General features: G+C 56.1%; 27 protein-coding genes. 12 read left to right on the top strand and 15 right to left on the bottom strand.

Translation table 11 applies throughout. The features are described from left to right. Positions 1-46: 46 nt before the first annotated feature. Positions 47-1,492, top strand: a complete 1,446-nt coding sequence (gene tldD / locus DCH402_RS18885; RefSeq protein WP_040002809.1) for a metalloprotease TldD — start codon at positions 47-49, stop codon at positions 1,490-1,492. 46 nt (positions 1,493-1,538) lie between these two features. On the opposite strand, the gene aaeR is transcribed toward tldD, so the two are convergent. Further along, complete coding sequence (gene aaeR, locus DCH402_RS18880; RefSeq protein ID WP_040002807.1) at positions 1,539-2,483, bottom strand: HTH-type transcriptional activator AaeR; 945 nt, start codon at positions 2,481-2,483, stop codon at positions 1,539-1,541. Positions 2,484-2,818: 335 nt separating this feature from the next. On the opposite strand from aaeR, the gene aaeX reads away from it, so the two are divergent. From aaeX to aaeB, 3 genes are read left to right on the top strand one after another with little or no spacing between them, the layout of a single operon-like run. After that, positions 2,819-3,022 (top strand): p-hydroxybenzoic acid efflux pump operon protein AaeX, encoded by a 204-nt coding sequence (gene aaeX, locus DCH402_RS18875; RefSeq protein ID WP_015848132.1) that lies wholly within the window; start codon positions 2,819-2,821, stop codon positions 3,020-3,022. Beyond that, positions 2,997-3,977: a p-hydroxybenzoic acid efflux pump subunit AaeA gene (gene aaeA, locus DCH402_RS18870; RefSeq protein WP_081642190.1), complete on the top strand. Its 981-nt coding sequence runs from the start codon at positions 2,997-2,999 to the stop codon at positions 3,975-3,977. Before aaeX ends, aaeA begins: the two co-directional genes overlap by 26 nt. Positions 3,978-3,990: 13 nt before the next feature. Beyond that, positions 3,991-5,940, top strand: a complete 1,950-nt coding sequence (gene aaeB, locus DCH402_RS18865) for a p-hydroxybenzoic acid efflux pump subunit AaeB (protein ID WP_040002804.1) — start codon at positions 3,991-3,993, stop codon at positions 5,938-5,940. Positions 5,941-5,946: 6 nt separating this feature from the next. Here the strand turns inward: aaeB and DCH402_RS18860 are convergent, their stop codons facing one another. After that, on the bottom strand, positions 5,947-6,447 hold the full coding sequence (locus DCH402_RS18860) for a DUF1543 domain-containing protein (protein WP_027713364.1): 501 nt from the start codon (positions 6,445-6,447) through the stop codon (positions 5,947-5,949). A gap of 94 nt (positions 6,448-6,541) precedes the next feature. Then, positions 6,542-7,090, bottom strand: a complete 549-nt coding sequence (yjgA, locus tag DCH402_RS18855) for a ribosome biogenesis factor YjgA (protein WP_040002802.1) — start codon at positions 7,088-7,090, stop codon at positions 6,542-6,544. 190 nt (positions 7,091-7,280) lie between these two features. Here yjgA and pmbA point away from each other — a divergent pair, with 190 nt between their 5' ends. Further along, positions 7,281-8,621 carry a metalloprotease PmbA gene (pmbA, locus tag DCH402_RS18850; protein ID WP_040002801.1) on the top strand — a complete coding sequence of 447 codons (1,341 nt, stop codon included), beginning with the start codon at positions 7,281-7,283 and terminating at the stop codon, positions 8,619-8,621. Positions 8,622-8,694: 73 nt separating this feature from the next. On the opposite strand, the gene rnk is transcribed toward pmbA, so the two are convergent. The 12 genes from rnk to DCH402_RS18790 form a co-directional block, all read right to left on the bottom strand. Further along, entirely contained in the window at positions 8,695-9,105 is a 411-nt protein-coding gene (rnk, locus tag DCH402_RS18845) for a nucleoside diphosphate kinase regulator (RefSeq protein WP_040002799.1), read from the bottom strand. 179 nt (positions 9,106-9,284) lie between these two features. Next, positions 9,285-9,557: a PTS phosphocarrier protein NPr gene (gene npr, locus DCH402_RS18840; RefSeq protein WP_040002797.1), complete on the bottom strand. Its 273-nt coding sequence runs from the start codon at positions 9,555-9,557 to the stop codon at positions 9,285-9,287. Then, positions 9,554-10,408: an RNase adapter RapZ gene (rapZ, locus tag DCH402_RS18835; protein WP_033570459.1), complete on the bottom strand. Its 855-nt coding sequence runs from the start codon at positions 10,406-10,408 to the stop codon at positions 9,554-9,556. The genes npr and rapZ overlap by 4 nt, the downstream gene beginning before the upstream one ends. Before the next feature lie 191 nt (positions 10,409-10,599). Beyond that, positions 10,600-11,088 (bottom strand): PTS IIA-like nitrogen regulatory protein PtsN, encoded by a 489-nt coding sequence (ptsN, locus tag DCH402_RS18830; RefSeq protein ID WP_040002794.1) that lies wholly within the window; start codon positions 11,086-11,088, stop codon positions 10,600-10,602. Between the two features lie 89 nt (positions 11,089-11,177). Next, positions 11,178-11,465 (bottom strand): ribosome hibernation promoting factor, encoded by a 288-nt coding sequence (hpf, locus tag DCH402_RS18825; RefSeq protein WP_033577504.1) that lies wholly within the window; start codon positions 11,463-11,465, stop codon positions 11,178-11,180. Between the two features lie 24 nt (positions 11,466-11,489). After that, a complete protein-coding gene (rpoN, locus tag DCH402_RS18820; RefSeq protein WP_040002792.1) occupies positions 11,490-12,923 on the bottom strand; it encodes an RNA polymerase factor sigma-54 in 1,434 nt (477 codons plus the stop codon). A gap of 48 nt (positions 12,924-12,971) precedes the next feature. Next, positions 12,972-13,697: an LPS export ABC transporter ATP-binding protein gene (gene lptB / locus DCH402_RS18815; RefSeq protein ID WP_040002790.1), complete on the bottom strand. Its 726-nt coding sequence runs from the start codon at positions 13,695-13,697 to the stop codon at positions 12,972-12,974. Between the two features lie 15 nt (positions 13,698-13,712). After that, positions 13,713-14,291 (bottom strand): lipopolysaccharide ABC transporter substrate-binding protein LptA, encoded by a 579-nt coding sequence (lptA, locus tag DCH402_RS18810; protein ID WP_027713358.1) that lies wholly within the window; start codon positions 14,289-14,291, stop codon positions 13,713-13,715. After that, positions 14,269-14,838, bottom strand: a complete 570-nt coding sequence (gene lptC, locus DCH402_RS18805; protein WP_027713357.1) for an LPS export ABC transporter periplasmic protein LptC — start codon at positions 14,836-14,838, stop codon at positions 14,269-14,271. Before lptC ends, lptA begins: the two co-directional genes overlap by 23 nt. Next, positions 14,835-15,401: a 3-deoxy-manno-octulosonate-8-phosphatase KdsC gene (kdsC, locus tag DCH402_RS18800; RefSeq protein ID WP_015848117.1), complete on the bottom strand. Its 567-nt coding sequence runs from the start codon at positions 15,399-15,401 to the stop codon at positions 14,835-14,837. The genes lptC and kdsC overlap by 4 nt, the downstream gene beginning before the upstream one ends. Before the next feature lie 47 nt (positions 15,402-15,448). Continuing rightward, positions 15,449-16,435: an arabinose-5-phosphate isomerase KdsD gene (gene kdsD, locus DCH402_RS18795; protein WP_040002789.1), complete on the bottom strand. Its 987-nt coding sequence runs from the start codon at positions 16,433-16,435 to the stop codon at positions 15,449-15,451. A gap of 30 nt (positions 16,436-16,465) precedes the next feature. Next, on the bottom strand, positions 16,466-17,428 hold the full coding sequence (locus tag DCH402_RS18790; RefSeq protein ID WP_040002788.1) for a calcium/sodium antiporter: 963 nt from the start codon (positions 17,426-17,428) through the stop codon (positions 16,466-16,468). A gap of 286 nt (positions 17,429-17,714) precedes the next feature. On the opposite strand from DCH402_RS18790, the gene mlaF reads away from it, so the two are divergent. The 7 genes from mlaF to murA all read left to right on the top strand — a co-directional run bounded on the left by mlaF (position 17,715) and on the right by murA (position 22,603). Next, a complete protein-coding gene (gene mlaF / locus DCH402_RS18785; protein WP_040002787.1) occupies positions 17,715-18,524 on the top strand; it encodes a phospholipid ABC transporter ATP-binding protein MlaF in 810 nt (269 codons plus the stop codon). Between the two features lie 3 nt (positions 18,525-18,527). Next, complete coding sequence (mlaE, locus tag DCH402_RS18780; protein ID WP_027713354.1) at positions 18,528-19,310, top strand: lipid asymmetry maintenance ABC transporter permease subunit MlaE; 783 nt, start codon at positions 18,528-18,530, stop codon at positions 19,308-19,310. A 4-nt stretch (positions 19,311-19,314) separates the two neighbouring features. Beyond that, entirely contained in the window at positions 19,315-19,959 is a 645-nt protein-coding gene (gene mlaD / locus DCH402_RS18775) for an outer membrane lipid asymmetry maintenance protein MlaD (RefSeq protein ID WP_040002785.1), read from the top strand. Positions 19,960-19,970: 11 nt separating this feature from the next. Beyond that, positions 19,971-20,603, top strand: a complete 633-nt coding sequence (gene mlaC / locus DCH402_RS18770; RefSeq protein ID WP_040002783.1) for a phospholipid-binding protein MlaC — start codon at positions 19,971-19,973, stop codon at positions 20,601-20,603. Then, positions 20,596-20,898: a lipid asymmetry maintenance protein MlaB gene (gene mlaB, locus DCH402_RS18765; RefSeq protein ID WP_040002782.1), complete on the top strand. Its 303-nt coding sequence runs from the start codon at positions 20,596-20,598 to the stop codon at positions 20,896-20,898. The genes mlaC and mlaB overlap by 8 nt, the downstream gene beginning before the upstream one ends. Before the next feature lie 134 nt (positions 20,899-21,032). Next, positions 21,033-21,287, top strand: coding sequence for a BolA family iron metabolism protein IbaG (gene ibaG, locus DCH402_RS18760; protein ID WP_040002780.1), 255 nt, complete (start codon positions 21,033-21,035; stop codon positions 21,285-21,287). A gap of 53 nt (positions 21,288-21,340) precedes the next feature. After that, positions 21,341-22,603, top strand: coding sequence for a UDP-N-acetylglucosamine 1-carboxyvinyltransferase (gene murA / locus DCH402_RS18755; protein ID WP_040002779.1), 1,263 nt, complete (start codon positions 21,341-21,343; stop codon positions 22,601-22,603). The last annotated feature ends 37 nt before the right edge of the window (positions 22,604-22,640 follow it).

Genomic DNA, 22,640 nt, shown 5'->3' with positions numbered 1-22,640 from the left:
CGGCGGTCTGGTTATCTGATGACATTGACAATAAGAGTGACATTCTATGAGTCTGACATTTGTCAGTGAGCAATTACTCACAGCCAATAAACTGAGCCATCAGGATCTTCAGTCCATTTTGGGCACGTTGAGTGAACGGCGTCTTGACTACGCCGACCTGTATTTTCAGTCGAGCTATCATGAGTCCTGGGTGCTGGAAGACCGCATCATCAAGGACGGTTCTTATCATATCGATCAAGGGGTCGGGATCCGCGCCATCAGCGGTGAAAAGACCGGTTTTGCCTATGCCGACCAGATCACGCTCAATGCCTTGCAGCAAAGCGCGCAGGCGGCCCGCAGCATTGTGCGCGAGCAGGGCAACGGTGCGGTTAAAACGTTGGGTGAGGTGCCGCACCGTGGTCTCTACCCGCAGGCCAATCCGCTGGATAGCCTGAGCCGTGAAGAGAAGATCGCGTTGCTGCAACGGGTTGACGCCACCGCTCGTGCGGCGGATTCTCGCGTACAGGAAGTGACCGCCAGCCTGACTGGGGTGTACGAGTTGATTCTGGTTGCCGCCACTGACGGTACGTTGGCGGCGGATGTACGCCCGCTGGTGCGGTTGTCCGTCAGTGTGTTGGTTGAGGAAAACGGCCGTCGCGAACGCGGTTCCAGCGGCGGCGGCGCGCGCACCGGCTACGACTATTTCTGGCAGCAGGCGGAGGGTGAAGCGCGGGCGGAAGCCTGGGCTAAAGAAGCCGTGCGCATGGCGCTGGTGAATTTGTCTGCGGTCGCGGCACCGGCCGGGCCAATGCCGGTGGTGCTGGGTGCCGGCTGGCCTGGCGTGCTGCTGCACGAAGCGGTCGGGCATGGTCTGGAAGGCGATTTTAACCGTCGCGGCACCTCGGTGTTCAGCGGGCAGGTCGGCAAACTGGTGGCGTCCGAATTGTGTACGGTGGTGGATGACGGCACGCTGGAAGGGCGTCGCGGCTCGCTGGCGATGGACGACGAAGGCGTACCCGGCCAGTACAACGTGCTGATCGAGAACGGCATCCTGAAAGGTTATATGCAGGACAAGCTGAATGCCCGCTTGATGGGCGTTGCGCCGACCGGCAACGGCCGCCGCGAGTCTTACGCGCATCTGCCGATGCCGCGGATGACCAACACCTATATGCTGGCGGGCAAGTCCACCCCGGAAGAGATTATCGCCAGCGTGGAGTATGGTTTGTACGCGCCGAATTTTGGCGGCGGTCAGGTGGATATCACCTCCGGCAAATTCGTGTTCTCCACCTCGGAAGCGTATCTGATCGAGAATGGCCGTGTCACCAAACCGGTGAAAGGCGCGACGCTGATTGGCTCCGGTATTGAAGCCATGCAGCAGATCTCGATGGTCGGCAACGATCTGGCGCTGGATAGAGGCGTCGGGGTATGCGGCAAGGAAGGGCAAAGTCTGCCGGTCGGCGTCGGCCAGCCGACCCTGAAGCTGGATAGCATTACGGTGGGCGGTACCGCTTAAGCGTTTTGCCGTTATCGTAACATCAGGCCGCCTGGTGCGGCCTGATTCATTTCTGCGGTTGCTCGCTCTGCGGTTGTTCCTGCCGGTATCCCTGATAAATCAGCGCCACCTTGTTGAAATACTCGGTCAGGTAGTTGATGCACACCTGTACTTTCAGCGGCAGGTTGTCGCGGCGGGTATAGAGCGCGTACACCGGGCGTGGATCGGAGTGGTAGCGCGAAAAGAGGATCTCTATTTCGCCACGTTTGATCTCGTCAAATACCCACATTAACGGCACATAAGCGATGCCAGCGCCGTTTTTCAGCCAACGAATCAGTGTGACCGGATCATTGGTGACGAAGCGCCCTTGCGGCGTTAACCGGGTGGTGATCCCTTCCGGGGCGATCAGCTCGAATTCACTGTCCGGGCGAACGCTGTACTCCAGCCAGGACGCGTTGCTCACATCACCGGGCTTTTCCGGCGCACTGTGCTGTGCAAGATAGCTTTTGGCGGCGCACACCACCATCGGCATTGAGCCGAGGCGGGTGCTGTACAAGCTGGAATCCTGCAACGCACCGACCCGAATGACGATATCCAGCCCATCGGCAATCAGGTCCGGTGCTGGAATGCCGCATACCAGATTGACCGACAAACCCGGATATTCCTTCAGCATGTCGGTGGTCATCGTAGCCAGCACATTTTGCGCCATGGTGGAGGAACTGCCGATGCGCAGCGTACCGATAGGGGTGTTGTTGAACGCGTATAACTGCTCATGCACTTCCTGTGCTTCGTGCAGCATACGGCGACAGCCGTGGTAATAGATCCTGCCGGCTTCCGTCAGCCCGATGCTGCGGGTGCTGCGGTTGAGCAGTTTCACCTGTAGCTCATCTTCCAGCCGGGTCACCGTCTGGCTGACGGCGGATACGCTCATAGCCAACTGGCGTGCGGCGGCGGTGAACGAGCCGAATTCCACCACGCTGGCGAAGACCGACATGCTCTTTAATCGTTCCATTATTAACCCTGGCTTAAAAGTGATTTAGATCACACTGCGTAGATAACATAATAATAACGTTTCATAATATAGCCTGTATGACCACAAAGCGCGGGCCTGATTGCCTGTCTTTGCCGCCGTGGTTGTTCCGAAGGGTTAAAAACGCTGATTTAACACCGTGAACGAGATGCAGTAAATCAGCCCCCGCCATCGTGATTATTCAGTTAACGCTGTGTCTTTCACCTGCCGACGGTTGGTCGGCGGGAGAGGGTATTTTTCTGTCCTTCTCGCCACCGATACTCAGGGTTAGCGGTGCGAGCGACAAGCAGCGTGACGCAGAACATAAGGAAAAGAGGATGAATTCACTCCCGGTTATGGTGCTATTCGGCCTGTCGTTTCCACCGGTATTTTTTGTGCTGCTGGTGACGCTGGCGCTATTTTTTGTCTGTACCCGCCTGCTGCATCCCACCGGTATCTACGACCTGGTTTGGCACCCGGCTCTGTTTAATACCGCGCTGTTTGTCTGCCTGTTCTATGCGCTGTTCCATTTCGGTCTTTGAGGTTGTTGTGAAAACATCTGTTGTGAAAGTCATTTTCAAGAAATTCAGCCGCATGGCCGTGACGTTATTACTGGTACTACTGGCTGGGGTGGCGCTGGTGCGCGTCTGGTCGTTTTATACTGAATCCCCCTGGACGCGCGACGCCCGTTTTAGTGCCGATGTGGTGGCGATCGCCCCCGATGTCAGCGGCCTGTTGACCGATGTCAAAGTGCAGGATAACCAGCCGGTGAAACAGGGTGATGTGCTGTTCGTGATTGATCAGCCGCGTTATCAGCAGGCGCTGGAGCAGGCGCAGGCGGATGTCGCCTATTATCAGGCGCTGGCCGATGAGAAAAAGCGGGAATCGGCGCGCCGTCAGCGTCTTGGGGTGCAGGCGATGTCGCGGGAGGAAATTGAACAGTCCGGCAATGCGTTGCAAACCACATTACACCAACTGGCAAAGGCGCAGGCGGAGCAGGAACTGGCGAAACTCGATCTGGCGCGTACGGTGGTGCGCGCCCCGGCTGACGGCTGGATAACCAACTTACATGTCCATGCCGGCGAATACATTACCCGCGGCGCTACCGCGGTGGCGTTGGTGAAAAAGGATTCGTTCTATCTGCTGGCTTACATGGAAGAAACCAAACTGGCGGAGGTCCGGCCCGGTTACCGGGTGGAAATCACTCCGTTGGGCAGTAACAAGATTTTGTTCGGTTCGGTCGATAGTATTGCCGCCGGGGTCACCAACAGCAGCAGTACCGCGGATAACAAAGGTCTGGCAACGGTGGATTCCAATCTGGAGTGGGTGCGGTTGGCTCAGCGGGTGCCGGTAAAAATTCGTCTTGAACAACAATGGGGCGACCAGTATCCGGCCGGCACCACCGCCACCGTCGTGGTGACCGGCGAACAGACCCGCAATACCAAGTCGATGTCGCCGTTATTGCAACTATTACATCGCCTGCGCGAGTTCGGCTAAGCAGGGGCTTATGATGAACAGTCCCGCGTTTTTGCGCCTGCGGTTTGCCTTCAAACTCAGTGCGGCGATCGTGCTGTCGTTGGTTCTGGGGTTCTTTTTGCAACTGGAAACCCCGCGCTGGGCGGCATTGACCGCGGCGATCGTGGCCGCAGCACCGGCTTTTGCCGCCGGCGGCGAACCGTTCTCCGGTGCGATTCGTTACCGTGGCATGTTGCGGGTCATCGGCACCTTTATCGGCTGTATTGCGGCTCTGGTGATTATCATCGCCACGGTGCAGGCACCGGTAGTGATGCTGATGCTGTGTTGCCTGTGGGCGGGGGTCTGCGTCTGGATTTCATCACTGATCAAACTGGAAAACGCCTATGTGTTTGCGCTGGCGGGCTACACGACGCTGATCATCATCGTGACCAGTCAGAGCGCGCCGCTGCGTATTCCGCAGTTTGCCGTTGAGCGTTGCAGTGAGATTGTGCTGGGTATCGTCTGCGCCATTTTAGCCGACTTGCTGTTCTCGCCGCGTTCGGTCAAGCAGGATATCGACCGGGCGCTGGATGAGCTGTTGGTCGGGCAATATCACTTGCTGCAAGGTTGTGTGAACGGCATGTCGAAACAGGCGCTGGATGCCGCGTGGAACGCGCTGGTGCGTAAAACCCATGCTATCAACGGTATGCGCAGCGTATTGATGATGGAGTCATCTCGCTGGCAGGGTGCCGGCCGCCGGATAACCACGTTGTTGACTCAATCCTGGATTATGATCACTCAGGCGTGCGAAATCCGGTTGACGTTACAGGATCATCCTGATGCGGTTAAAGGGGCGATCGCCGTGATGTTGGAGCACCCGGCGGACAATCCGGCGGAGGTACAGCGGCGTTTGCGGCAGTTACGCCATCTGGCGGCGGCGCACGGCAGCAGCCTGCCGCCGACGCTGATAAGCTGGCTGGGGGCCGCGACGCGCTACCAGTTGTTGTCGAAAGGCGTGAAAACCAATGCGCGTATTGGTCAGAGCGAAGCCGCATTGCTGGATGCCGACGTACCGGTAAAAGCCAGCTCGGCGGAAACCCGTCATGCGATGATTAATGGCGTGCGTACCACGGTGGCGACTGGTCTGGGCTGTTTGTTCTGGTTATGGACCGGCTGGACCTCGGGCAGTTCATGCATGGTGATCATCGCGGTGGTGACATCGCTGGTGATGCGGTTACCGAATCCGGTGATGGCGGCGAAAGACTTTCTGATTGGTTCTTTGGTGGCGCTGCCGCTGGGGGCGCTGATGTTTATGCTGGTGTTGCCGTCCACCCAGCAAAGCCTGCTGCTGCTGTGTTTGAGTCTCGGCGGTATGGCGTTTGTCATCGGCATTGAGGTTCAAAAACGGCGGCTGGGATCGCTGGGCGCGCTGGCCAGTACCATCAACATTCTGGTGCTCAGCAATCCGATGAAGTTCAACCTGTCTCAGTTTCTTGATAACGCGATTGGGCAGGTGATCGGCTGTATGTTGGCTTTGCTCGTGATTTTGCTGATCCGCGACAATACCCGTGAACAAACCGGCCGTACGCTGCTGAACCGCTTTGTGTTCGGCGCGGTGTCGGCCTTGTCGACCCGTGCGACGCAACGGCGAGAGAACCACCTGCCTGCGTTGTATCAGCACCTGTTTCTGCTGCTGAACCTGTTTCCCGGTGAAATAAGTCGGTACCGGCTGGCGTTGTCACTGATCATGATGCATCAGCGTTTGCGGACGCTGGAACTGCCGGTCAGCCCTGTTTTGTCTGCGTTTCATCGCCAGATGCGGGCGACGGCGGAACAGGTGATTGCCGCTACCCGCGACCGTAGCCACCATTTCGCCCGATTGCTGGCCCAGATGGATGAGTATCAGCATCTGTTGCGCGACCATCAGGTGTCGGATGAAGCCATTAATGCGGTTGGCCGCCTGACGGTACTGTTGCATCGTCATAAACATGCGCTTGGCGACTGATCCCGTTTACAGCGGGTGATAACCCTGCCACTGCGGCGATGGAATCTGTCCGGCAGGGTTGGCGTTTAGATGGATATACCAGCGGTCCAGCAAGGTGAGCGGCAGGCAGTCGTCCACATCGCGCAGATCATCCTTATGCTGCTGAAAGACATCGGTCAGCAGCACGGCTTTGGCGCGTTGTTGCGCGAGTTCCGCATCCGCAGCGACGAACAGCCCGAACTGATGCACCTCCGCCGGGTTGTGCGGCAGATATCCTCCCATGTTGATAAACCAGAGTTTTTCCTTCCCCTGAAACGGCTGGCGGCTGAGCGTGATATCATAGCCGTCCGCCCAATGACAGGGGGTGTAGCTATCGACGTGAACCCGGTTTTTATCGCCGAACCAGTTGGCTTTTAAAAAAGGGAACCCGTCATGCGGGTGTTCCACCGCCGCGAACTGAATATCATGCAATTCGATATTGGCGCCCTGGGCGCGCCCGCCCACGTAATACATAAATAAGGTTGTCATGTGGGTTCTGCACTGGTGGCTTCAACCAAATAAAAACCGCTACACAAGGTGCCGGCGAGGCTGTTTGCCACAGCCTCACAGGCGCCGACCGACATTATTCGGCTTCCGCCAGTTCGCGCAGATATTGGAAAATCTGCCGGGCTGATTTGGGCGGTTTGTTGGCGGCTTTTTCTTTTTGGGCGTTACGCACCAGCGAGCGCAATTGCTGGCGGTCGGCCTGCGGATACAGCGCAAGAATGTCAGGAATGGCGCCGTCGCCTTCGGCTATCAACCGGTCACGCAACTGCTCCAGCTTGTGGAACAACGACACCTGTTGGTTATGGCGGTTGCGCAGCTTGTCCAGCGCGGTCTGAATCGGTTCCGGGTCGCGGGCACGCAGCATTTTGCCGATCAACTGTAACTGGCGGCGGCGGCCTTCTTTGGTGATGCGCTGCGCCAGTTCAATGGCGGCGCGCAGATCGTCGTCCAGCGGAATGCGTTCCAGCGCGTTCTTGCCCAGCTCGACCAGCTCGGTGCCTAACGCTTTGAGGGCCTCGGCATCGCGTTTAATCTCGCTTTTGCTGACCCAGATTATCTCTTCGTCTTCATCGTCCTGACTGGCGTCAGGGATCTCGTCCTGCCAGTCTTCGGGATGTTTGTTCATGGTAGCTCCCCAATAAAAGAGGCTGATCCTATCAGGTTATGGGCTGAGTGCGAAATTGTCCGCCGATCCTGTTAGACTCAATCACAGGCTACCTCGTGGTAAAACCGAGGTAAGGTAACGAATAGCAGGCGGACGGCATTCGTTGCATCATAGATTATCTGAATGTTTTCTTACTCATTATGGCAAATCGATGACAATAATCACTCAGGTTGCAGAACAGCGTAAAGTGCTGGAACAGGCGGTATCGCAGGCGCTGGAGCTGGCCCGTGCCGGTTCTGATGCGGCGGAAGTCGCCGTCACGAAAACAACGGGGATAAGCGTCAGCTCCCGGTATGGTGAAGTTGAAAACGTCGAATTCAACAGTGACGGCGCACTCGGCATCACCGTCTACTATCAACAGCGCAAAGGCAGCGCGTCATCCACCGACATGAGCCCGGACGCCATCGCGCGTACGGTACAGGCGGCGCTGGATATTGCCCGCTACACGTCGGTTGACCCGTATTCCGGTCCGGCCGATAAAGACCTGCTGGCGTTTGATGCTCCGGATCTGGATTTATTCCACCCGGCGGAGCTGGACGCCGATCGCGGTATCGAGCTGGCCGCCGCCGCTGAACAGGCGGCGCTGAAAGCCGATAAACGCATCACCAACACCGAAGGCGGCAGTTTTAACAGTCATTATGGCATCAAGGTGTTCGGCAATAGCCACGGTATGTTGCAGAGCTACTGCTCCAGCCGCCATTCCATGTCGGTCAGCGTGATTGCCGAACATAACGGCGATATGGAGCGCGATTACGCCTACACCATCGGCCGTGCGCTCGACGACCTGCAAGCGCCGTCGTGGGTCGGTGAGGAGTGCGCCCGGCGCACGCTGGCGCGCCTGGCGCCGCGCAAATTAGCCACTATGGAAGCGCCGGTGATGTTCGCCGCCGAGGTGGCGACCGGGTTATTCGGGCATTTGGTCGGCGCCATCAGCGGCAGCAGTGTTTACCGGAAATCCACCTTCCTGCTGGATAGCCTGGGTAAGCAGATTCTACCGGAATGGCTGACCATTCAGGAGTTGCCGCATTTGCGCAAAGGGCTGGCGTCCACGCCGTTTGATAGCGAAGGCGTACGTACCGCACAGCGCGATATCGTCAAAGACGGTGTGCTGCAAACCTGGTTATTGACCACCTATGCCAGCCGAAAACTGGGCATGAAGAGCACCGGCCATGCGGGTGGCATTCATAACTGGCGCATTGCCGGACGCGGGCTGGATTTTGACGGTATGCTGAAGGAAATGGGGACTGGGTTGCTGGTCACCAGCCTGATGGGGCAAGGCGTGAGTGCGGTTACCGGCGACTATTCACGCGGCGCGGCGGGTTTTTGGGTTGAAAACGGCGAGATTCAGTACCCGGTGAGTGAAATCACCATCGCCGGTAACCTGAAAGATATGCTGCGCAATATGGTCACCGTCGGCGATGATATTGAAACGCGCAGTAATATTCAGTGCGGATCGGTGTTGCTGCCGTCGATGAAAATCGCCGGCGCATAACGTTCTCTGCCACGGCATTCGCCGACATGGCTGCCCTCGGTCTGTTGGGCAGCCATGGGAGGATGCCGTCGCGTCAGCGGTGATACTCGCCCGCCGCCTCCGGTTGGTAGAGCAGTTCCATGACTTCAATTCTCGTTTCGTCGCCATTCGGCAGCGGCCAGGCAATGCTGTTGCCGACGTGCATACCGAGCAGCGCAGCCCCCAGCGGCGCCATCACTGAAATTTGCTCCCGGCTGTCTTTGAGACCGGCCGGATAGACCAACGTGCGAATATGTTCTTCCACCGTAAGCAGATCGCGGAACCGAACCCTGCTGTTCATGGTGACCACATCGGCCGGAATCTCAATCGGCTGGACGATATCAGCCCGATCGAGTTCCTCGCTCAGAGCCTGCGCTACCGCTGTATCGGCAAAAGCAGGTTGCTCCAGCAGCGCATCCAGGCGTTCGGCATCCAGCTCGCTAATCGTCAGGTGCGGTTTATCCATATGTTTCTCCAGTTTTTGCAATAGCAGATAACAACACCCCCGCCGTAAGGGCAGGGGTATAAGTTAATCCGATGGTAACAGGGATGCGGGGAAGTTACCGCATAAAAACTTACCGCATAAACAGGAATAGACCGGGATCACAGACGGCGGCTTGCACCAGGATGAGGTAAGATACCGGATTAATCTTCGTCAAATCCAGCTTCAAACAGTTGAATGACCGCCGCCAGCGCGTGTTCTTCATCCGGCCCGGAGACTTCCACTTCGATATGGCGGCCTTTGGCTGAATCCAGCATCAGCATGGCGATGACGCTGCTGGCATCAGCTTCAGTACCGCTTTCGTTGCGTAGCAACACCTCAGCGTCAAAACTTTGCACCAGCTCGAACAGCTTCATGGCCGGGCGAGCGTGCATCCCTAAGCGGTTTTTTACTTCAACGGTCTGCCTGACGGTCATGATTTACGTTTTTCCAGCGTACGGTGGCGCGACTGTACATTTTTGCCACGGGAGCGAAAGTAATCCGCCAGTTGTTCGGCGATGTAGACGGAACGGTGTTTCCCGCCGGTACAGCCGATAGCGACGGTAAGATAGCTACGGTTGTTGGTTTCCAGCATCGGCAACCACAGTTCCAGATAGCTGCGGGTCTGATAGATGAAATTGTGGACTTCGGTATGCCGGTCAAGAAATGCCGCCACCGGTTTATCCAGCCCTGTCATCGGGCGTAATTTCGGGTCCCAGTGCGGGTTCGGCAGGAAGCGCACGTCAAATACATAGTCGGCATCAATCGGGATGCCGTGTTTATAGCCGAATGATTCGAACACCATAGTCAGTTCACGTTCGCGTTTACCCAGTAAACGGGTACGCAGCATTTCCGCCAGCTCGTGCACCGACATTTCCGAGGTATCGATGATCAGATCGGCACGGGAACGCAGCGGTTCGAGCAGATCGTTTTCTTCATCAATAGCGCTTTCCAGCGACAGGTTCTTGCTGGAGAGCGGATGCAGGCGCCGGGTATCGCTGTAGCGCCGGATCAACGTATTACGATCGGTGTCTAGAAACAGCAATTGGGGCGAAAAGCTTTGAGGCAGGCGGGTCAGGGCATGTTCCAGCACTTCCGGCGTTTCCGGCAGGTTACGCACGTCAATGCTGACCGCCGCGGAGATGTTCCGTTCCGCCAGCGTGTGCGCCAGTTCGGGCAGCAATACCACCGGCAGGTTATCTACACAATAGAAACCCATGTCTTCCAGCGCGCGCAGTGCTACGGATTTTCCCGAACCTGAACGACCACTGACAATCATCAGCACCATCTGACGACTCCCCCCTGGCAGCAGGATGGTGAATGTCCACCGCCACAGTTAGCTAACTTCATTTTCCCGGCTAAGCCGGCATTCTGTCAGGCTTGCGCCTGACGTCGCACGTATTGTCATGACATAGTGTTGTTATATGCGCTGTTCCCGCTCATACGCCGGATAGCGCTTAAAACGGGCGCCACCAGCCATCAGGGTTGGTCGGGCAGATCCGCTTCCGTCATGATCTGATACAGTTCATCATCATCTTGCGCTGCGCGCAGGCGCTTACATACGGTTTTATCCGCCAGCCGTTTGGCGACGAGCGATAAGGTATGTAAATGGGTTTTACATTGTTCAGCAGGAACCAGCAAGGCAAAAAGCAGGTCGACCGGTTGGTTGTCGATGGCGTCAAACGCTATCGGCTGTTCCAACTGGATAAAGACGCCGACTGCGCCGAGCGTATTTTCGTCCTCCAGCTTGCCATGCGGAATGGCGATGCCGTTGCCGATACCGGTACTGCCCATGCGCTCACGGGTCAGAATGGCTTCAAACACCATCTGCGGCGGCAAGTTGAGCTGTCTGGCGGCCAGTTCACTGATGATTTCCAGTGCACGCTTTTTGCTCTGACAGTGGACAGCGCTACGCGTGCACTCCTTACGGAGGACGGCGCTAAGTTGCATAACGGGCTCGTTGTTCATGATACGTTCACTTAACGACACTGTTGCCTTCGGTTACCAGCCTGCCATGCGGCAGGCTGGTCGCTGTCCCTGCACCTGAAACGGCGAAATCAGTGCTGTTTCAGTTTATCCTTATGTTTGTTTAACTGTCTCGCCAGCTTATCGATCAGCAGATCGATGGCGGCGTACATATCACCCGCTTCCGATGTGGCATGCAGCTCACCTCCGTTGACGTGGATCGTGGCATCTGCAATGTGCAGGATCTTTTCCACTTTCAATACCACGTACACCTGATTGATACGATCAAAGTATTGCTCAAGTTTGGCGAATTTTGAGGTTACGAATTCGCGCAGAGCATCCGTAATTTCGACATGGTGTCCGGTAATGTTAAGCTGCATATCGTCTTCCTTCTCATGTAGGGGTCAAACCAGCTGTTTGCGTTGGTTTGACGGCGGGATAGATAAAGACTCTCGATACTTGGCGACAGTTCGGCGAGCCACAATGATTCCCTGTTCGGAAAGCAGTGAGGTCAGTTTGCTGTCGCTTAGCGGTTTAGCGGGATTTTCCGCTGCAATGAGTTTTCTCACCAGCGCACGGATGGCGGTGGATGATGCCTCGCCGCCGCTGTCGGTGTTGACGTGACTGGAAAAGAAATACTTCAGCTCAAAAATACCGCGCGGACTGTGCAGAAATTTCTGGGTCGTTACGCGGGAAATGGTGGACTCGTGCATCTCCACGGCCTGAGCGATATCCGCCAGCACCATGGGTTTCATAAATTCTTCACCGTGTTCGAAGAACGCCTGTTGTTGCTCCACAATGCAACGGGTGACTTTCAACAGGGTATCGTTACGGCTTTCCAGACTCTTGATGAGCCAGCGGGCTTCCTGCAGGTGGCTGCGGATGAATTGCCCGTCGCTGTCGTTGCGCGCACTGTTGCCGAGGGCGGCGTACTGCTGGTTGATCTGCAACCGGGGTACGCTGTCGGTATTGAGCTCCACCGTCCACTGTCCCTGTATCTTGCGCACCAGTACGTCCGGAATCACATACTCGGATTCGCCGGTATTGATCGACTGACCTGGGCGCGGATCGAGCGATTGAATCAGCGCCAGCGCTTCTTTCAATACCTCTTCTTTGAGGCGGCTGGTACGAATGAGGGTGCGGAAGTCATGGTTGGCGAGCAGATCAAGGTATTCGCTAACGATAAGTTTGGCTTCAGCCAGACGGGGAATGCCGCTGTCGAACTGGGACAGCTGTACCAGCAGGCATTCGCGTAAATCGCGGGCGGCCACGCCGACAGGGTCAAAACGCTGTACGCGTTTGAGCACCGCTTCCACCTCTTCCAGCGTCACCTCGTCATTACCGATACTGTCGCGGATATCGTCCAGCGACACCGTCAGGTAACCGGTGCTGTCCACCGCATCCACGATGGACGTGGCGATGGCGGCGTCGGTATCGGAAAACGGCGTCAACTCCACCTGCCACATCAGGTAATCCTGCAGCGTCTGTGTGGTTTCACCCTGATAGACCGGCAGCTCTTCGTCACGGTAGTCGGTGCTGGTGCCGGACGGCGTACCGGCGGTGTAGATTTCATCCCAGGCGGCGTCGAGCGGCAACTCGTCGGGCATCTCTTTTTGCTCCAGCGCCTCGCGGGTGTCCAGCGTTTCGCTGTCGCTGCTTTCCTGGGTTTCCACTTCGTCATGAATATCGGCCTGCTCCAGCAACGGGTTGCTTTCCAGCGCCTGTTGGATTTCCTGCTGGAGTTCAAGCGTGGACAACTGCAGCAGGCGGATGGCCTGCTGTAACTGCGGTGTCATAGCCAGTTGCTGGCTGAGCCTGAGTTGCAAACCTTGCTTCATAACGTGGGTTAACTTCCTTTTGAATTATCAACCTAATACATGACGTTATCAGAGTCGGAAGCCTTCGCCCAGATAGACTCGTTTTACCTGCTCATTCGCCAGTATATCCATCGGAGAGCCGTGGGCAATAAGCTGGCCCTGACTAACGATATAAGCACGCTCACAGACATCGAGCGTTTCGCGGACATTATGGTCGGTAATCAGTACCCCCAGCCCGCTATCGCGCAGATGTTCAATGATTTTTTTGATGTCGATAACCGAGATAGGGTCTACCCCGGCAAAGGGTTCGTCCAGCAGGATGAATTTGGGGTTGGCAGCCAGCGCCCGGGCGATCTCCACCCGACGACGTTCACCGCCGGACAGCGATTGTCCCAGACTATCGCGCAGGTGAACAATGTGAAACTCTTCCATTAGTTCGTTGGCGCGATCCTGCTGCTGTTCCCGGGTCAGATCTTTTCTGACTTCCAGCACCGCCATCAGGTTGTCGTACACGCTGAGTCGCCGGAAAATCGACGCTTCCTGCGGCAGGTAGCCGATACCGCGGCGGGCGCGATCGTGCAACGGCAGCAAGCTGATGTCCTCACCGTCGATGACGATGCGGCCCTCGTCGCGCGGGACGATACCGACAACCATGTAGAAGGTGGTTGTCTTCCCGGCGCCGTTGGGCCCGAGCAGCCCAACGATTTCGCCCGAATTGACATTCAGGCTGACGTTTTCCACCACTTTGCGGCCTTTATACGCCTTGGCCAGATTTTCGGCGATTAGTGTTGCCATGGATTAGCACATTACTCACTGTTGTTTGGCGGGTTTGCCGGTGTTGCCGGCCGGCTTGGCACCATTCTGCGTGCCTTTGTCCTGCAACTGTGTCGGAACCAGCACGGTCGTGACGCGTTTACCCTTATCACTGAAGGCTTCCATCTGCTGCTGTTGCACCAGATAAGTAATGCGGTCGCCCTTAACGTTGCTGTCCAGTTGCTCCAGGTAAGCATCGCCGGTCAGGATGACCAGTTGCTTATCCATCTCGTAACGCATTTTCTGGGCATGGCCTTTCACCGGCTTACCATTGTCCTGCATTTGGTAGAAGGTGGCCGGGTTACCATAGCCTTCGATCACTTCGTGACCTTGCTGGCCGTTAGGGCGGGTGACGACCACCTTGTCGGCTTGTGCTTTTATTGAACCCTGCGTGACGAGGACGTTGCCGGTGAACGTCACCACATTGCCCTGCATGTCCAGCGCCTGCTGGTCGGAGGTAATGTGGATAGGCTGCTCGGTGTCTCCGGTCAACGCCAGTGCCGGAATGCTGACGGCAAAAAGCGAGCTGGCGATCAGAATGCTGTGTAAGACATTAATTTTTTGGTTGGATTTCATAATAGGATTTTACCTTATCGATCAGCTCGGCGGTTTTGCTGCGCAGGTTCCCGCGCATTTTCAGTCCGTTAGAAGTAAAGTTGACACCGTACAGGGTGACTTCGTCATCCGAGGTCACATCCTGCGTAACCAGATTAATCTGCGCATTATCCGTTTTAATTCGCTCCAGTTGCGAATCGTTGGTCAGACTATTGACCTCAACGTGACCATACAGATAAAGCATGCGGTCTTTGGTCAGCTTGGCGCGATCAGCGCGCACCGACCAGGTCGCGATCGCTTGTTCATTGAACATGGTCGCTACCGGTTGAGTAAACCAGCTCACTTGCTCTGCATTGTAGTGTTCCGCTTTTTCAGCCACCAGTTTGTAGCTCAGCTTTCCGGTCGGATCATAGACCACGGTAATGTTTTGCTGCATGGTATAGGCCGGATCGTTATTTTGCACTTCCGATGGCCCGTTTCCGGCCCGTTGAGTCGTCAGATTTAACCCGATCAACACCAGCGCAATCAATGCCAGCAACAGCGTCAGCCAGCGTTTCGTATTACTCATATCGACAGCCCTTTGGCAAAATCCAGTTTACCCTGCGCCAGCAGAATAAGATCGCAAATCTCTCTGACTGCGCCGCGGCCGCCGCCAATGCGAGTGACGTAATGCGCTCTGGGCAGCAACAGCGGGTGGGCGTCGGCCACGGCGACGCTCAACCCCACTTCGGCCATCACCGGCCAGTCGATCAGATCATCGCCGATGTAAGCAACCTGACTGGCGGTGAGCGACAGTGTATCCAACAGCTCGCGGAAGGCCAAAAGCTTATCAGACTGACCTTGATATAAGTGGCGTATCCCCAATGTCTGGCAGCGGTCGATGAGCAATTGCGATGTGCGGCCGGTGATAATCGCCACGTCGATATCCGATGTCAGCAGGCAGCGAATACCGTAGCCATCGCGGACGTTGAAGGTTTTCAACTCCTCACCCTGATTTCCCATATAAATCAGGCCATCAGAGAGCACGCCGTCGACATCGCAGATTAACAGACGTATATCACGGGCACGCTGCATGACCAGGGTATCGACAGGCCCATAACAGGTATCGGTTTGCGGCCGGTTTTCACTCATTCACTCATATCCTTGGTTTTTTATTCTGTGGTGCTCGGGTGCCGGGCTTATACCACACCCGCGCGCAGCATATCGTGCATGTGAACAATCCCCAGCAGACGATCATTCTCCGCCACCAGCAGCGAGGTAATGTGGCGAGACTGCATCAGATTCAGCGCATCCACCGCCAGTGTGTGCGGCGTCACCCGAATACCGCCGCGCGTCATCACATCGACGATGCCGGCGCTGTTGAGATCGATATTCATGTCGAACACCCGGCGCAAGTCGCCGTCGGTAAAGATACCTTCGATGCGATCGTCCTGGTCGCAAATAACCGTCATTCCCAGATTCTTGCGGGTAATCTCCAGCAGCGCATCGCGCAACGACGCGTCGCGGCTAACCCGAGGGATCTCGTCGCCAGTGTGCATGATATCGCTGATTCGTAACAGCAGTTTGCGGCCGAGTGCGCCGCCGGGGTGCGACAAGGCGAAATCTTCGGCGGTAAAGCCGCGCGCCTGCAACAGCGCAACGGCCAACGCATCGCCCATCACCAGCGTGGCGGTAGTGCTGGAGGTCGGCGCCAGACCCAGCGGACAAGCCTCCTGGGATACGTGAACGCAAAGATGGATATCCGCCGCTTTCGCCATGGTGCTTTCCGGGTTGCCGGTCATGCAGATAAGGCACACCTGTAGGCGTTTCAGTACGGGAATCAGCGCCAGAATCTCATGAGATTCGCCGGAGTTGGAAATGGCGATCACGATATCCTGCGCGGTAATCATGCCCAAATCGCCGTGACTGGCTTCGCCAGGATGGACAAAAAAAGCCGGCGTGCCGGTGCTGGCAAACGTCGCCGCCATTTTGCAGCCGATATGCCCCGATTTACCCATCCCCATCACCACGACTTTGCCGCGGCAATAAAACATCTTCTCGCAGGCCTGCGAGAAATTGTCGTCAATATATTGATCCAACTGCGCGAGGCTATCGCGCTCGATGGATAACACCTGGCGGCCAGCGCTCTGGAAATCGAAACCCGGTTGTAACTCGAAATGTGACATGTAAAACATCCTGCGTTGCCAATGCTCTGGCTATGAGAACAAGAACAGCATCGAAAGGTACACAATGAACGCACATAACAGCAATGCGCCTGCCCCCTGACCGATGCGCCGTTTCTGGCGGAGACAGAGAACCGTCAGGAGCGCGCTGACCCCCAGCATCACCCAATAATCGCGAGCGAACGCGAGCGGATTTACCGCGCCGGGGGACAGGAGAGCGGGCACGCCCAGCACTATCACGATATTAAAAATATTGGAACCAATCAGGTTGCCGAGCGCGATGTCATCCTCTTTCTTCAACGTGCCGACAATCGCCGTTGCCAGTTCCGGCAGGCTGGTGCCGATGGCCAACACCGTCAACCCGATGGTCAGTTCGCTGATATTAAAGTAATTGGCGATAACCGTGGCGTTATCGATCACAATCCGTGCCGACATCGGCAGAATAATCAGGCCAATCAGCAACCATAATAACGCGACGGTTTGATTGTCCTCTCTGGGTAGCTCGGCCATCTGCTCCCGCGTCAGGCTATCGTCGCCGCGACGTTGCGCCGCGCGCGCCATACGCAGCATTAATACGATGCAACCGCAAGCCGTCAGCAACAGAATGACGCCATCCAGTCGGCTGAGAAAACCGTCGTGTAATAACACGCCGCACAATAGCGTCACCACCAGCATCGGCGGCAGTTCCTGACGCAACAGCGTGGAGTGAAAAGTCAGCGGGCGGATAAGAACGGCGCTGCCGAGGATCAGCAAAATGTTGGCGATATTCGATCCCAGTACATTTCCCACCGCCATATCGGTTTGATGGTTGAGCGCGGCGGTTACGGATACCATCAGTTCGGGCAGTGAGGTGCCCATCCCGACAATCGTCATGCCGATAATCATCGGCGGTACGCCAAATGTGCGGGCCAGTACGGCGGCACCATACACCAGACGGTCGGCGCCATAAACCAATAACACTAAACCAACGATTAACAGTACTGTCGCAAAAAGCATGCAGCGTCCTTTATTCAGGTATAATCACCGGTTTATTGGCGAACAAACCAGTATTTCTGGACGAATAATAAGCAAAACCGCCATTTTTCCTCGTTAGCGCTAATTCTGACTGCGCAGGGCGAAAAAGTAAAACCAATGGCAATTTTGGCTACGAAGCGGTGTCCTGATTCTGTAACAGTGAACAGCCAGCGTAACACTCTGAAAGACGATTTCAGGGCGTAACGGTGCGAAAATGCGAAAATGCGAAAACGGGCGGTCACTGTGGGTGATCGTTGAGGAATAGACCATGAACCACGAAAATCTGATAGAAATTCGCGGGCTCAGTTTCCGGCGGGGCAACAGGCCGATTTTTTCGGATGTCTCGCTGAATGTGCCAAAGCAAAAAATCACGGCCATCATGGGGCCGTCCGGCATCGGTAAAACCACGTTGTTACGGTTGATTGGCGGGCAGTTGCAACCAGACAGCGGTGAAATCTGGTTTGACGGGGACAATATTCCGGCGCTTTCCCGTTCCCGTTTGTATGAAGCCCGTAAGAAGATGAGCATGTTGTTTCAGTCGGGCGCGCTGTTTACCGATCTGAATGTGTTCGATAATGTTGCCTGGCCGTTGCGCGAACATACGCAGTTGCCCGAGCCGTTGCTGCACAGTACGGTGATGATGAAGCTGGAGGCGGTCGGACTGCGTGGTGCGGCTGAGCTGATGCCGTCCGAGCTGTCGGGCGGCATGGCGCGACGTGCGGCGCTGGCGCGTGCGATTGCGCTGGATCCGCAGCTGATCATGTTTGATGAGCCGTTCGTCGGACAGGACCCGATCACCATGGGGGTGCTGGTGAAGCTCATCGACGAGTTGAATCATGCGCTTGGCGTGACCTGTATCGTGGTATCTCATGATGTGCCGGAAGTACTGAGTATCGCCGATCATGCCTATATCATTGCCGATCAGCGGGTTGTGGCCGAGGGGACGCCGACTGAATTGCAGCACAATAGCGATCCGCGCGTCAGACAGTTTCTCGATGGCATTGCCGATGGCCCGGTGCCGTTCCGCTATCCGGCGGGCGACTATCAGCGTGGGTTGTTAGGCTTGGGGAGTGAGTAATTCATGCTAGTACAGGCATTAGCGTCGCTGGGACGCGTTGGCATTCAGGTATGCGCTGCTTTTGGGCGCGCCGGGCTGATGTTGTTCAATGCGTTAGTGGGGAAGCCGGAGCCAGCCAGGCAGTGGCCGCTGCTGCGTAAACAGCTCTATAGCGTCGGTGTGCAATCGTTGCTGATTATTATGGTGTCCGGCGTGTTTATCGGCATGGTGTTGGGCCTGCAGGGCTATCTGGTCCTGACGACCTACAGTGCGGAAGCCAGCCTGGGCATGATGGTGGCGTTGTCGTTGCTGCGTGAACTCGGGCCGGTGGTAACGGCGCTACTGTTCGCCGGTCGAGCCGGTTCCGCCCTGACGGCGGAAATCGGGCTGATGAAGGCGACCGAGCAGCTATCCAGTATGGAAATGATGGCGGTAGACCCGTTGCGCCGCGTAGTGGCGCCGCGTTTTTGGGCGGGGGTGATTACCATGCCGCTGTTGACGGTGATTTTCGTCGCCGTGGGCATCTGGGGCGGCGCACTGGTGGGCGTGGACTGGAAAGGTATCGACAGCGGCTTTTTCTGGTCGGCGATGCAAAACGCGGTGGAGTGGCAGAAAGATTTGCTGAACTGCGTGCTCAAGAGCCTGGTGTTTGCCATTACCGTCACCTGGATTGCACTGTTCAACGGTTATGACGCGATTCCGACGTCAGAAGGCATCAGCCGCGCGACGACCCGCACCGTGGTGCACTCGTCGCTGGCGGTACTGGGATTGGATTTTGTGCTGACAGCACTGATGTTTGGGAAATAAGTCGATGCAAACAAAGAAACATGAAATAGGGGTTGGCGTATTCATGCTGATCGCGCTGTGCGCCATAGTCTTTTTATGCCTGAAGGTGGCCGACCTGAAATCGCTGGGGCAGCAACAAACTTACCGTTTGTACGCCACCTTCGACAATATCGGCGGCCTCAAGGCGCGTTCGCCGGTGAAAATCGGCGGAGTGGTGATTGGCCGGGTGGCGGATATTTCGCTCGATACCAAGACATATTTGCCGCGGGTAGCGATGGAGATTGATCAGCGTTACGACCACATCCCGGATACCAGTTCGCTGGCGATTCGTACGTCCGGCCTGCTGGGAGAACAGTACCTGGCGCTGAATGTCGGTTTTGAAGATGAGGACATGGGAACGTCGATTCTGAAAGATGGCGGCACCATTCAGGATACCAAGTCAGCCATGGTCCTGGAGGACCTTATCGGCCAATTCCTATATAAGAGCGGCGGCAACAATACTGACAATGCCAGCCAGAATAATGGCGCTCAAAATACGGTAAACCCTGCGGCGGATAATCCAAAGAACGTGAATCAGGGGCACGCTGAACCGGCTCAGGCCAAGCCTGCAGAGAAAAACGGTGAGGCGGCAAAACCTGAATCCGGCGAAAAACCGACCCAACAGCCTTGAGAGGACACAGCATGTTAAAACGTTTATTGATGGCGGTTTTGTTGGTCGTTGCCCCGTTTGTTAACGCGGCGGATCAAACCAATCCTTATAGCCTGATGCGTGATGCGGCGCAGAAGACCTTTGATCGTCTCAAAAATGAACAGTCGCATATTAAGCAGGATCCTAACTACCTGCGTACCGTTGTGCGTGAAGAACTGCTGCCTTTTGTGCAGACAAAATATGCTGGCGCGTTGGTGCTCGGGCAGTACTACAAGAGTGCGACGCCTGAGCAGCGTGAGGCGTATTTCAAGGCGTTTGAAACCTATCTTGAGCAGGCGTACGGCCAGGCTTTGGCGTCTTATCATGGTCAGACTTACGAAATAGTACCGGAGCAACCGCTGGGTAACGCCGAGATTGTTTCCATCCGCGTCACCATTATTGATAACGGCGGCCGCCCGCCGATTCGTCTGGATTTTCAGTGGCGTAAAAATACCAAGACTGGTTACTGGCAGGCTTACGACATGATTGCCGAAGGGGTGAGCATGATTACCACCAAACAGAACGAATGGGCGTCTACGCTGCGCCAGAATGGGGTGGACGGTTTGACTAAGCAACTGCAAGCGTCGGCTCAGCAGCCGATTACGCTGGGTCAGAAAAATGGCTGACGCGCTGAAGTGGCGGCAGGCTGACGGCATACTGTTTTTGGAGGGCTGTCTGGATCGGGACAGTTTACTGCCGCTCTGGCAACAGCGTAATACGTTGTTGCCAGGTAGCCGTGTGCTGGATGTCGGGCAGGTTGAACGTGTGGATTCCTCCGGTCTTGCCCTTTTGGTGCATTTTTATCACCAGCAGGAACAGAATGGATCGTCGCTAGAGATTGCCGGCGCCAGCGATCGACTGCGGACGCTGATTCAGTTGTATAACCTGAATGAAATCATCCCTGTCCGTTCAACCGATTGATTGTTGCGTTTTTGATGATTAAGGCTCCCCCTTTCCGCATGTGCGCAAGGGGGATTTCTTTTGTTTAAGATGGCGACGGATTCATCTAAGATACCACCCTGTTTATCATCCCCCCTGACGTAGAATCGAGAGCAATGGAAAACGACGAAATTAAAGACGTGCTGATGAAAGCGCTGGCGCTTGCGGAAGCGCATGTTTCCGGTGACGGCAGTCACTTCCAGGTCATTGTGGTAGGTGAGTTGTTCAAGGGTATGAGCCGCGTAAAACAGCAGCAGGCGGTCTATGCGCCGTTGATGGAATATATCGCGGATAATCGCATTCATGCGTTGTCAATCAAGGCTTACACCCCTGAAGAGTGGCAGCGCGACCGTAAACTGAGCGGTCTGTAATTCAGCGGCCATTCGGCCGTGCTATTGATTCTGAACATTGAGAAATCGTCACTATGGATAAATTTCGTGTGCAGGGGCCAACCCGGCTCACTGGTGAAGTCACTATTTCCGGTGCCAAAAATGCCGCCCTGCCCATTCTGTTTGCTGCCTTGCTGGCTGAAGAGCCGGTAGAAATCCAGAACGTTCCCAAACTGCGTGATATCGATACCACCATGAAGTTGCTGAGCCAACTGGGGGCGCGCGTCGAGCGCAACGGTTCCGTGCATGTCGACGCCAGTACGGTGAGTGTGTTCTGTGCGCCGTATGACCTGGTGAAGACCATGCGGGCCTCTATTTGGGCGTTGGGCCCGCTGGTGGCGCGTTTTGGTCAGGGACAGGTGTCATTGCCGGGCGGTTGCGCCATCGGTGCCCGTCCGGTTGATTTGCATATAAATGGTCTGGAGCAGTTGGGCGCTCATATCACGCTGGAAGAAGGGTATGTGAAGGCGACGGTTGACGGCCGACTGAAAGGCGCACATATCGTGATGGATAAAGTCAGCGTTGGCGCGACTGTCACCATCATGAGTGCCGCGACGCTGGCAGTGGGTAAAACCATCATTGAGAATGCCGCACGTGAGCCTGAAATTGTCGATACAGCGAACTTCCTGAATACGCTGGGCGCCAGAATCAGCGGCGCAGGTAGCGATAAAATCGTCATCGAAGGGGTAGAGCGTCTGGGCGGCGGGGTATATCGCGTGCTGCCGGATCGTATCGAGACCGGCACGTTTCTGGTAGCGGCGGCGGTATCTGGTGGTAAGGTCGTGTGTCGCCACACCCGTCCGGATACGCTGGATGCGGTGTTATCCAAACTGCGTGAAGCGGGAGCTGATATCGAAATCGGTGACGACTGGATCAGCCTGGACATGCATGGGCGTCGGCCGAAAGCCGTGAATGTGCGTACTTCTCCGCATCCAGGATTTCCAACCGATATGCAGGCACAGTTCAGTTTGCTGAACCTGGTCGCGGAAGGGACCGGTGTTATCACTGAAACCATTTTCGAAAATCGCTTCATGCATATCCCCGAGCTGATTCGTATGGGCGCGCAGGCGGAAATCGAAAGCAACACGGTGATTTGTCACGGCGTTAGCCGTCTGTCTGGTGCGCAAGTGATGGCGACCGACCTGCGAGCGTCGGCGAGTCTGGTGCTGGCCGGATGCCTTGCGGAAGGAACGACGCTGGTTGATCGTATTTATCATATCGATCGCGGCTATGAGCGCATTGAAGACAAACTACGTGCGTTGGGCGCCAATATCGAACGGGTGAGTGCGAACGACTAACCATTATGGCCGGGTGCTCTGTTGCTGCATCACCCGG

This window comes from Dickeya chrysanthemi NCPPB 402 (genome assembly GCF_000406105.1).
GTDB lineage: Bacteria > Pseudomonadota > Gammaproteobacteria > Enterobacterales > Enterobacteriaceae > Dickeya > Dickeya chrysanthemi.
The sequence above is the reverse complement of the archived record's forward strand: the minus strand, read 5'-3'. Positions and strand labels throughout refer to the sequence as shown.

Excerpts from the sequence above, each read along its gene's own strand:
- lptC (WP_027713357.1), bottom strand. The coding sequence starts at position 14,838 with ATGAGTAATACGAAACGCTGGCTGACGCTGTTGCTGGCATTGATTGCG.
- mlaF (WP_040002787.1), top strand. The coding sequence starts at position 17,715 with ATGAACCACGAAAATCTGATAGAAATTCGCGGGCTCAGTTTCCGGCGG.
- hpf (WP_033577504.1), bottom strand. The coding sequence starts at position 11,465 with ATGCAGCTTAACATTACCGGACACCATGTCGAAATTACGGATGCTCTG.
- tldD (WP_040002809.1), top strand. The coding sequence starts at position 47 with ATGAGTCTGACATTTGTCAGTGAGCAATTACTCACAGCCAATAAACTG.
- yjgA (WP_040002802.1), bottom strand. The coding sequence starts at position 7,090 with ATGAACAAACATCCCGAAGACTGGCAGGACGAGATCCCTGACGCCAGT.
- rpoN (WP_040002792.1), bottom strand. The coding sequence starts at position 12,923 with ATGAAGCAAGGTTTGCAACTCAGGCTCAGCCAGCAACTGGCTATGACA.
- ptsN (WP_040002794.1), bottom strand. The coding sequence starts at position 11,088 with ATGAACAACGAGCCCGTTATGCAACTTAGCGCCGTCCTCCGTAAGGAG.
- aaeR (WP_040002807.1), bottom strand. The coding sequence starts at position 2,483 with ATGGAACGATTAAAGAGCATGTCGGTCTTCGCCAGCGTGGTGGAATTC.
- npr (WP_040002797.1), bottom strand. The coding sequence starts at position 9,557 with ATGACCGTCAGGCAGACCGTTGAAGTAAAAAACCGCTTAGGGATGCAC.
- rnk (WP_040002799.1), bottom strand. The coding sequence starts at position 9,105 with ATGGATAAACCGCACCTGACGATTAGCGAGCTGGATGCCGAACGCCTG.
- ibaG (WP_040002780.1), top strand. The coding sequence starts at position 21,033 with ATGGAAAACGACGAAATTAAAGACGTGCTGATGAAAGCGCTGGCGCTT.
- mlaC (WP_040002783.1), top strand. The coding sequence starts at position 19,971 with ATGTTAAAACGTTTATTGATGGCGGTTTTGTTGGTCGTTGCCCCGTTT.
- aaeA (WP_081642190.1), top strand. The coding sequence starts at position 2,997 with ATGCGCTGTTCCATTTCGGTCTTTGAGGTTGTTGTGAAAACATCTGTT.
- rapZ (WP_033570459.1), bottom strand. The coding sequence starts at position 10,408 with ATGGTGCTGATGATTGTCAGTGGTCGTTCAGGTTCGGGAAAATCCGTA.
- mlaD (WP_040002785.1), top strand. The coding sequence starts at position 19,315 with ATGCAAACAAAGAAACATGAAATAGGGGTTGGCGTATTCATGCTGATC.
- murA (WP_040002779.1), top strand. The coding sequence starts at position 21,341 with ATGGATAAATTTCGTGTGCAGGGGCCAACCCGGCTCACTGGTGAAGTC.
- DCH402_RS18790 (WP_040002788.1), bottom strand. The coding sequence starts at position 17,428 with ATGCTTTTTGCGACAGTACTGTTAATCGTTGGTTTAGTGTTATTGGTT.
- kdsD (WP_040002789.1), bottom strand. The coding sequence starts at position 16,435 with ATGTCACATTTCGAGTTACAACCGGGTTTCGATTTCCAGAGCGCTGGC.
- lptB (WP_040002790.1), bottom strand. The coding sequence starts at position 13,697 with ATGGCAACACTAATCGCCGAAAATCTGGCCAAGGCGTATAAAGGCCGC.
- mlaB (WP_040002782.1), top strand. The coding sequence starts at position 20,596 with ATGGCTGACGCGCTGAAGTGGCGGCAGGCTGACGGCATACTGTTTTTG.
- aaeB (WP_040002804.1), top strand. The coding sequence starts at position 3,991 with ATGAACAGTCCCGCGTTTTTGCGCCTGCGGTTTGCCTTCAAACTCAGT.
- pmbA (WP_040002801.1), top strand. The coding sequence starts at position 7,281 with ATGACAATAATCACTCAGGTTGCAGAACAGCGTAAAGTGCTGGAACAG.
- mlaE (WP_027713354.1), top strand. The coding sequence starts at position 18,528 with ATGCTAGTACAGGCATTAGCGTCGCTGGGACGCGTTGGCATTCAGGTA.
- aaeX (WP_015848132.1), top strand. The coding sequence starts at position 2,819 with ATGAATTCACTCCCGGTTATGGTGCTATTCGGCCTGTCGTTTCCACCG.
- kdsC (WP_015848117.1), bottom strand. The coding sequence starts at position 15,401 with ATGAGTGAAAACCGGCCGCAAACCGATACCTGTTATGGGCCTGTCGAT.
- lptA (WP_027713358.1), bottom strand. The coding sequence starts at position 14,291 with ATGAAATCCAACCAAAAAATTAATGTCTTACACAGCATTCTGATCGCC.
- DCH402_RS18860 (WP_027713364.1), bottom strand. The coding sequence starts at position 6,447 with ATGACAACCTTATTTATGTATTACGTGGGCGGGCGCGCCCAGGGCGCC.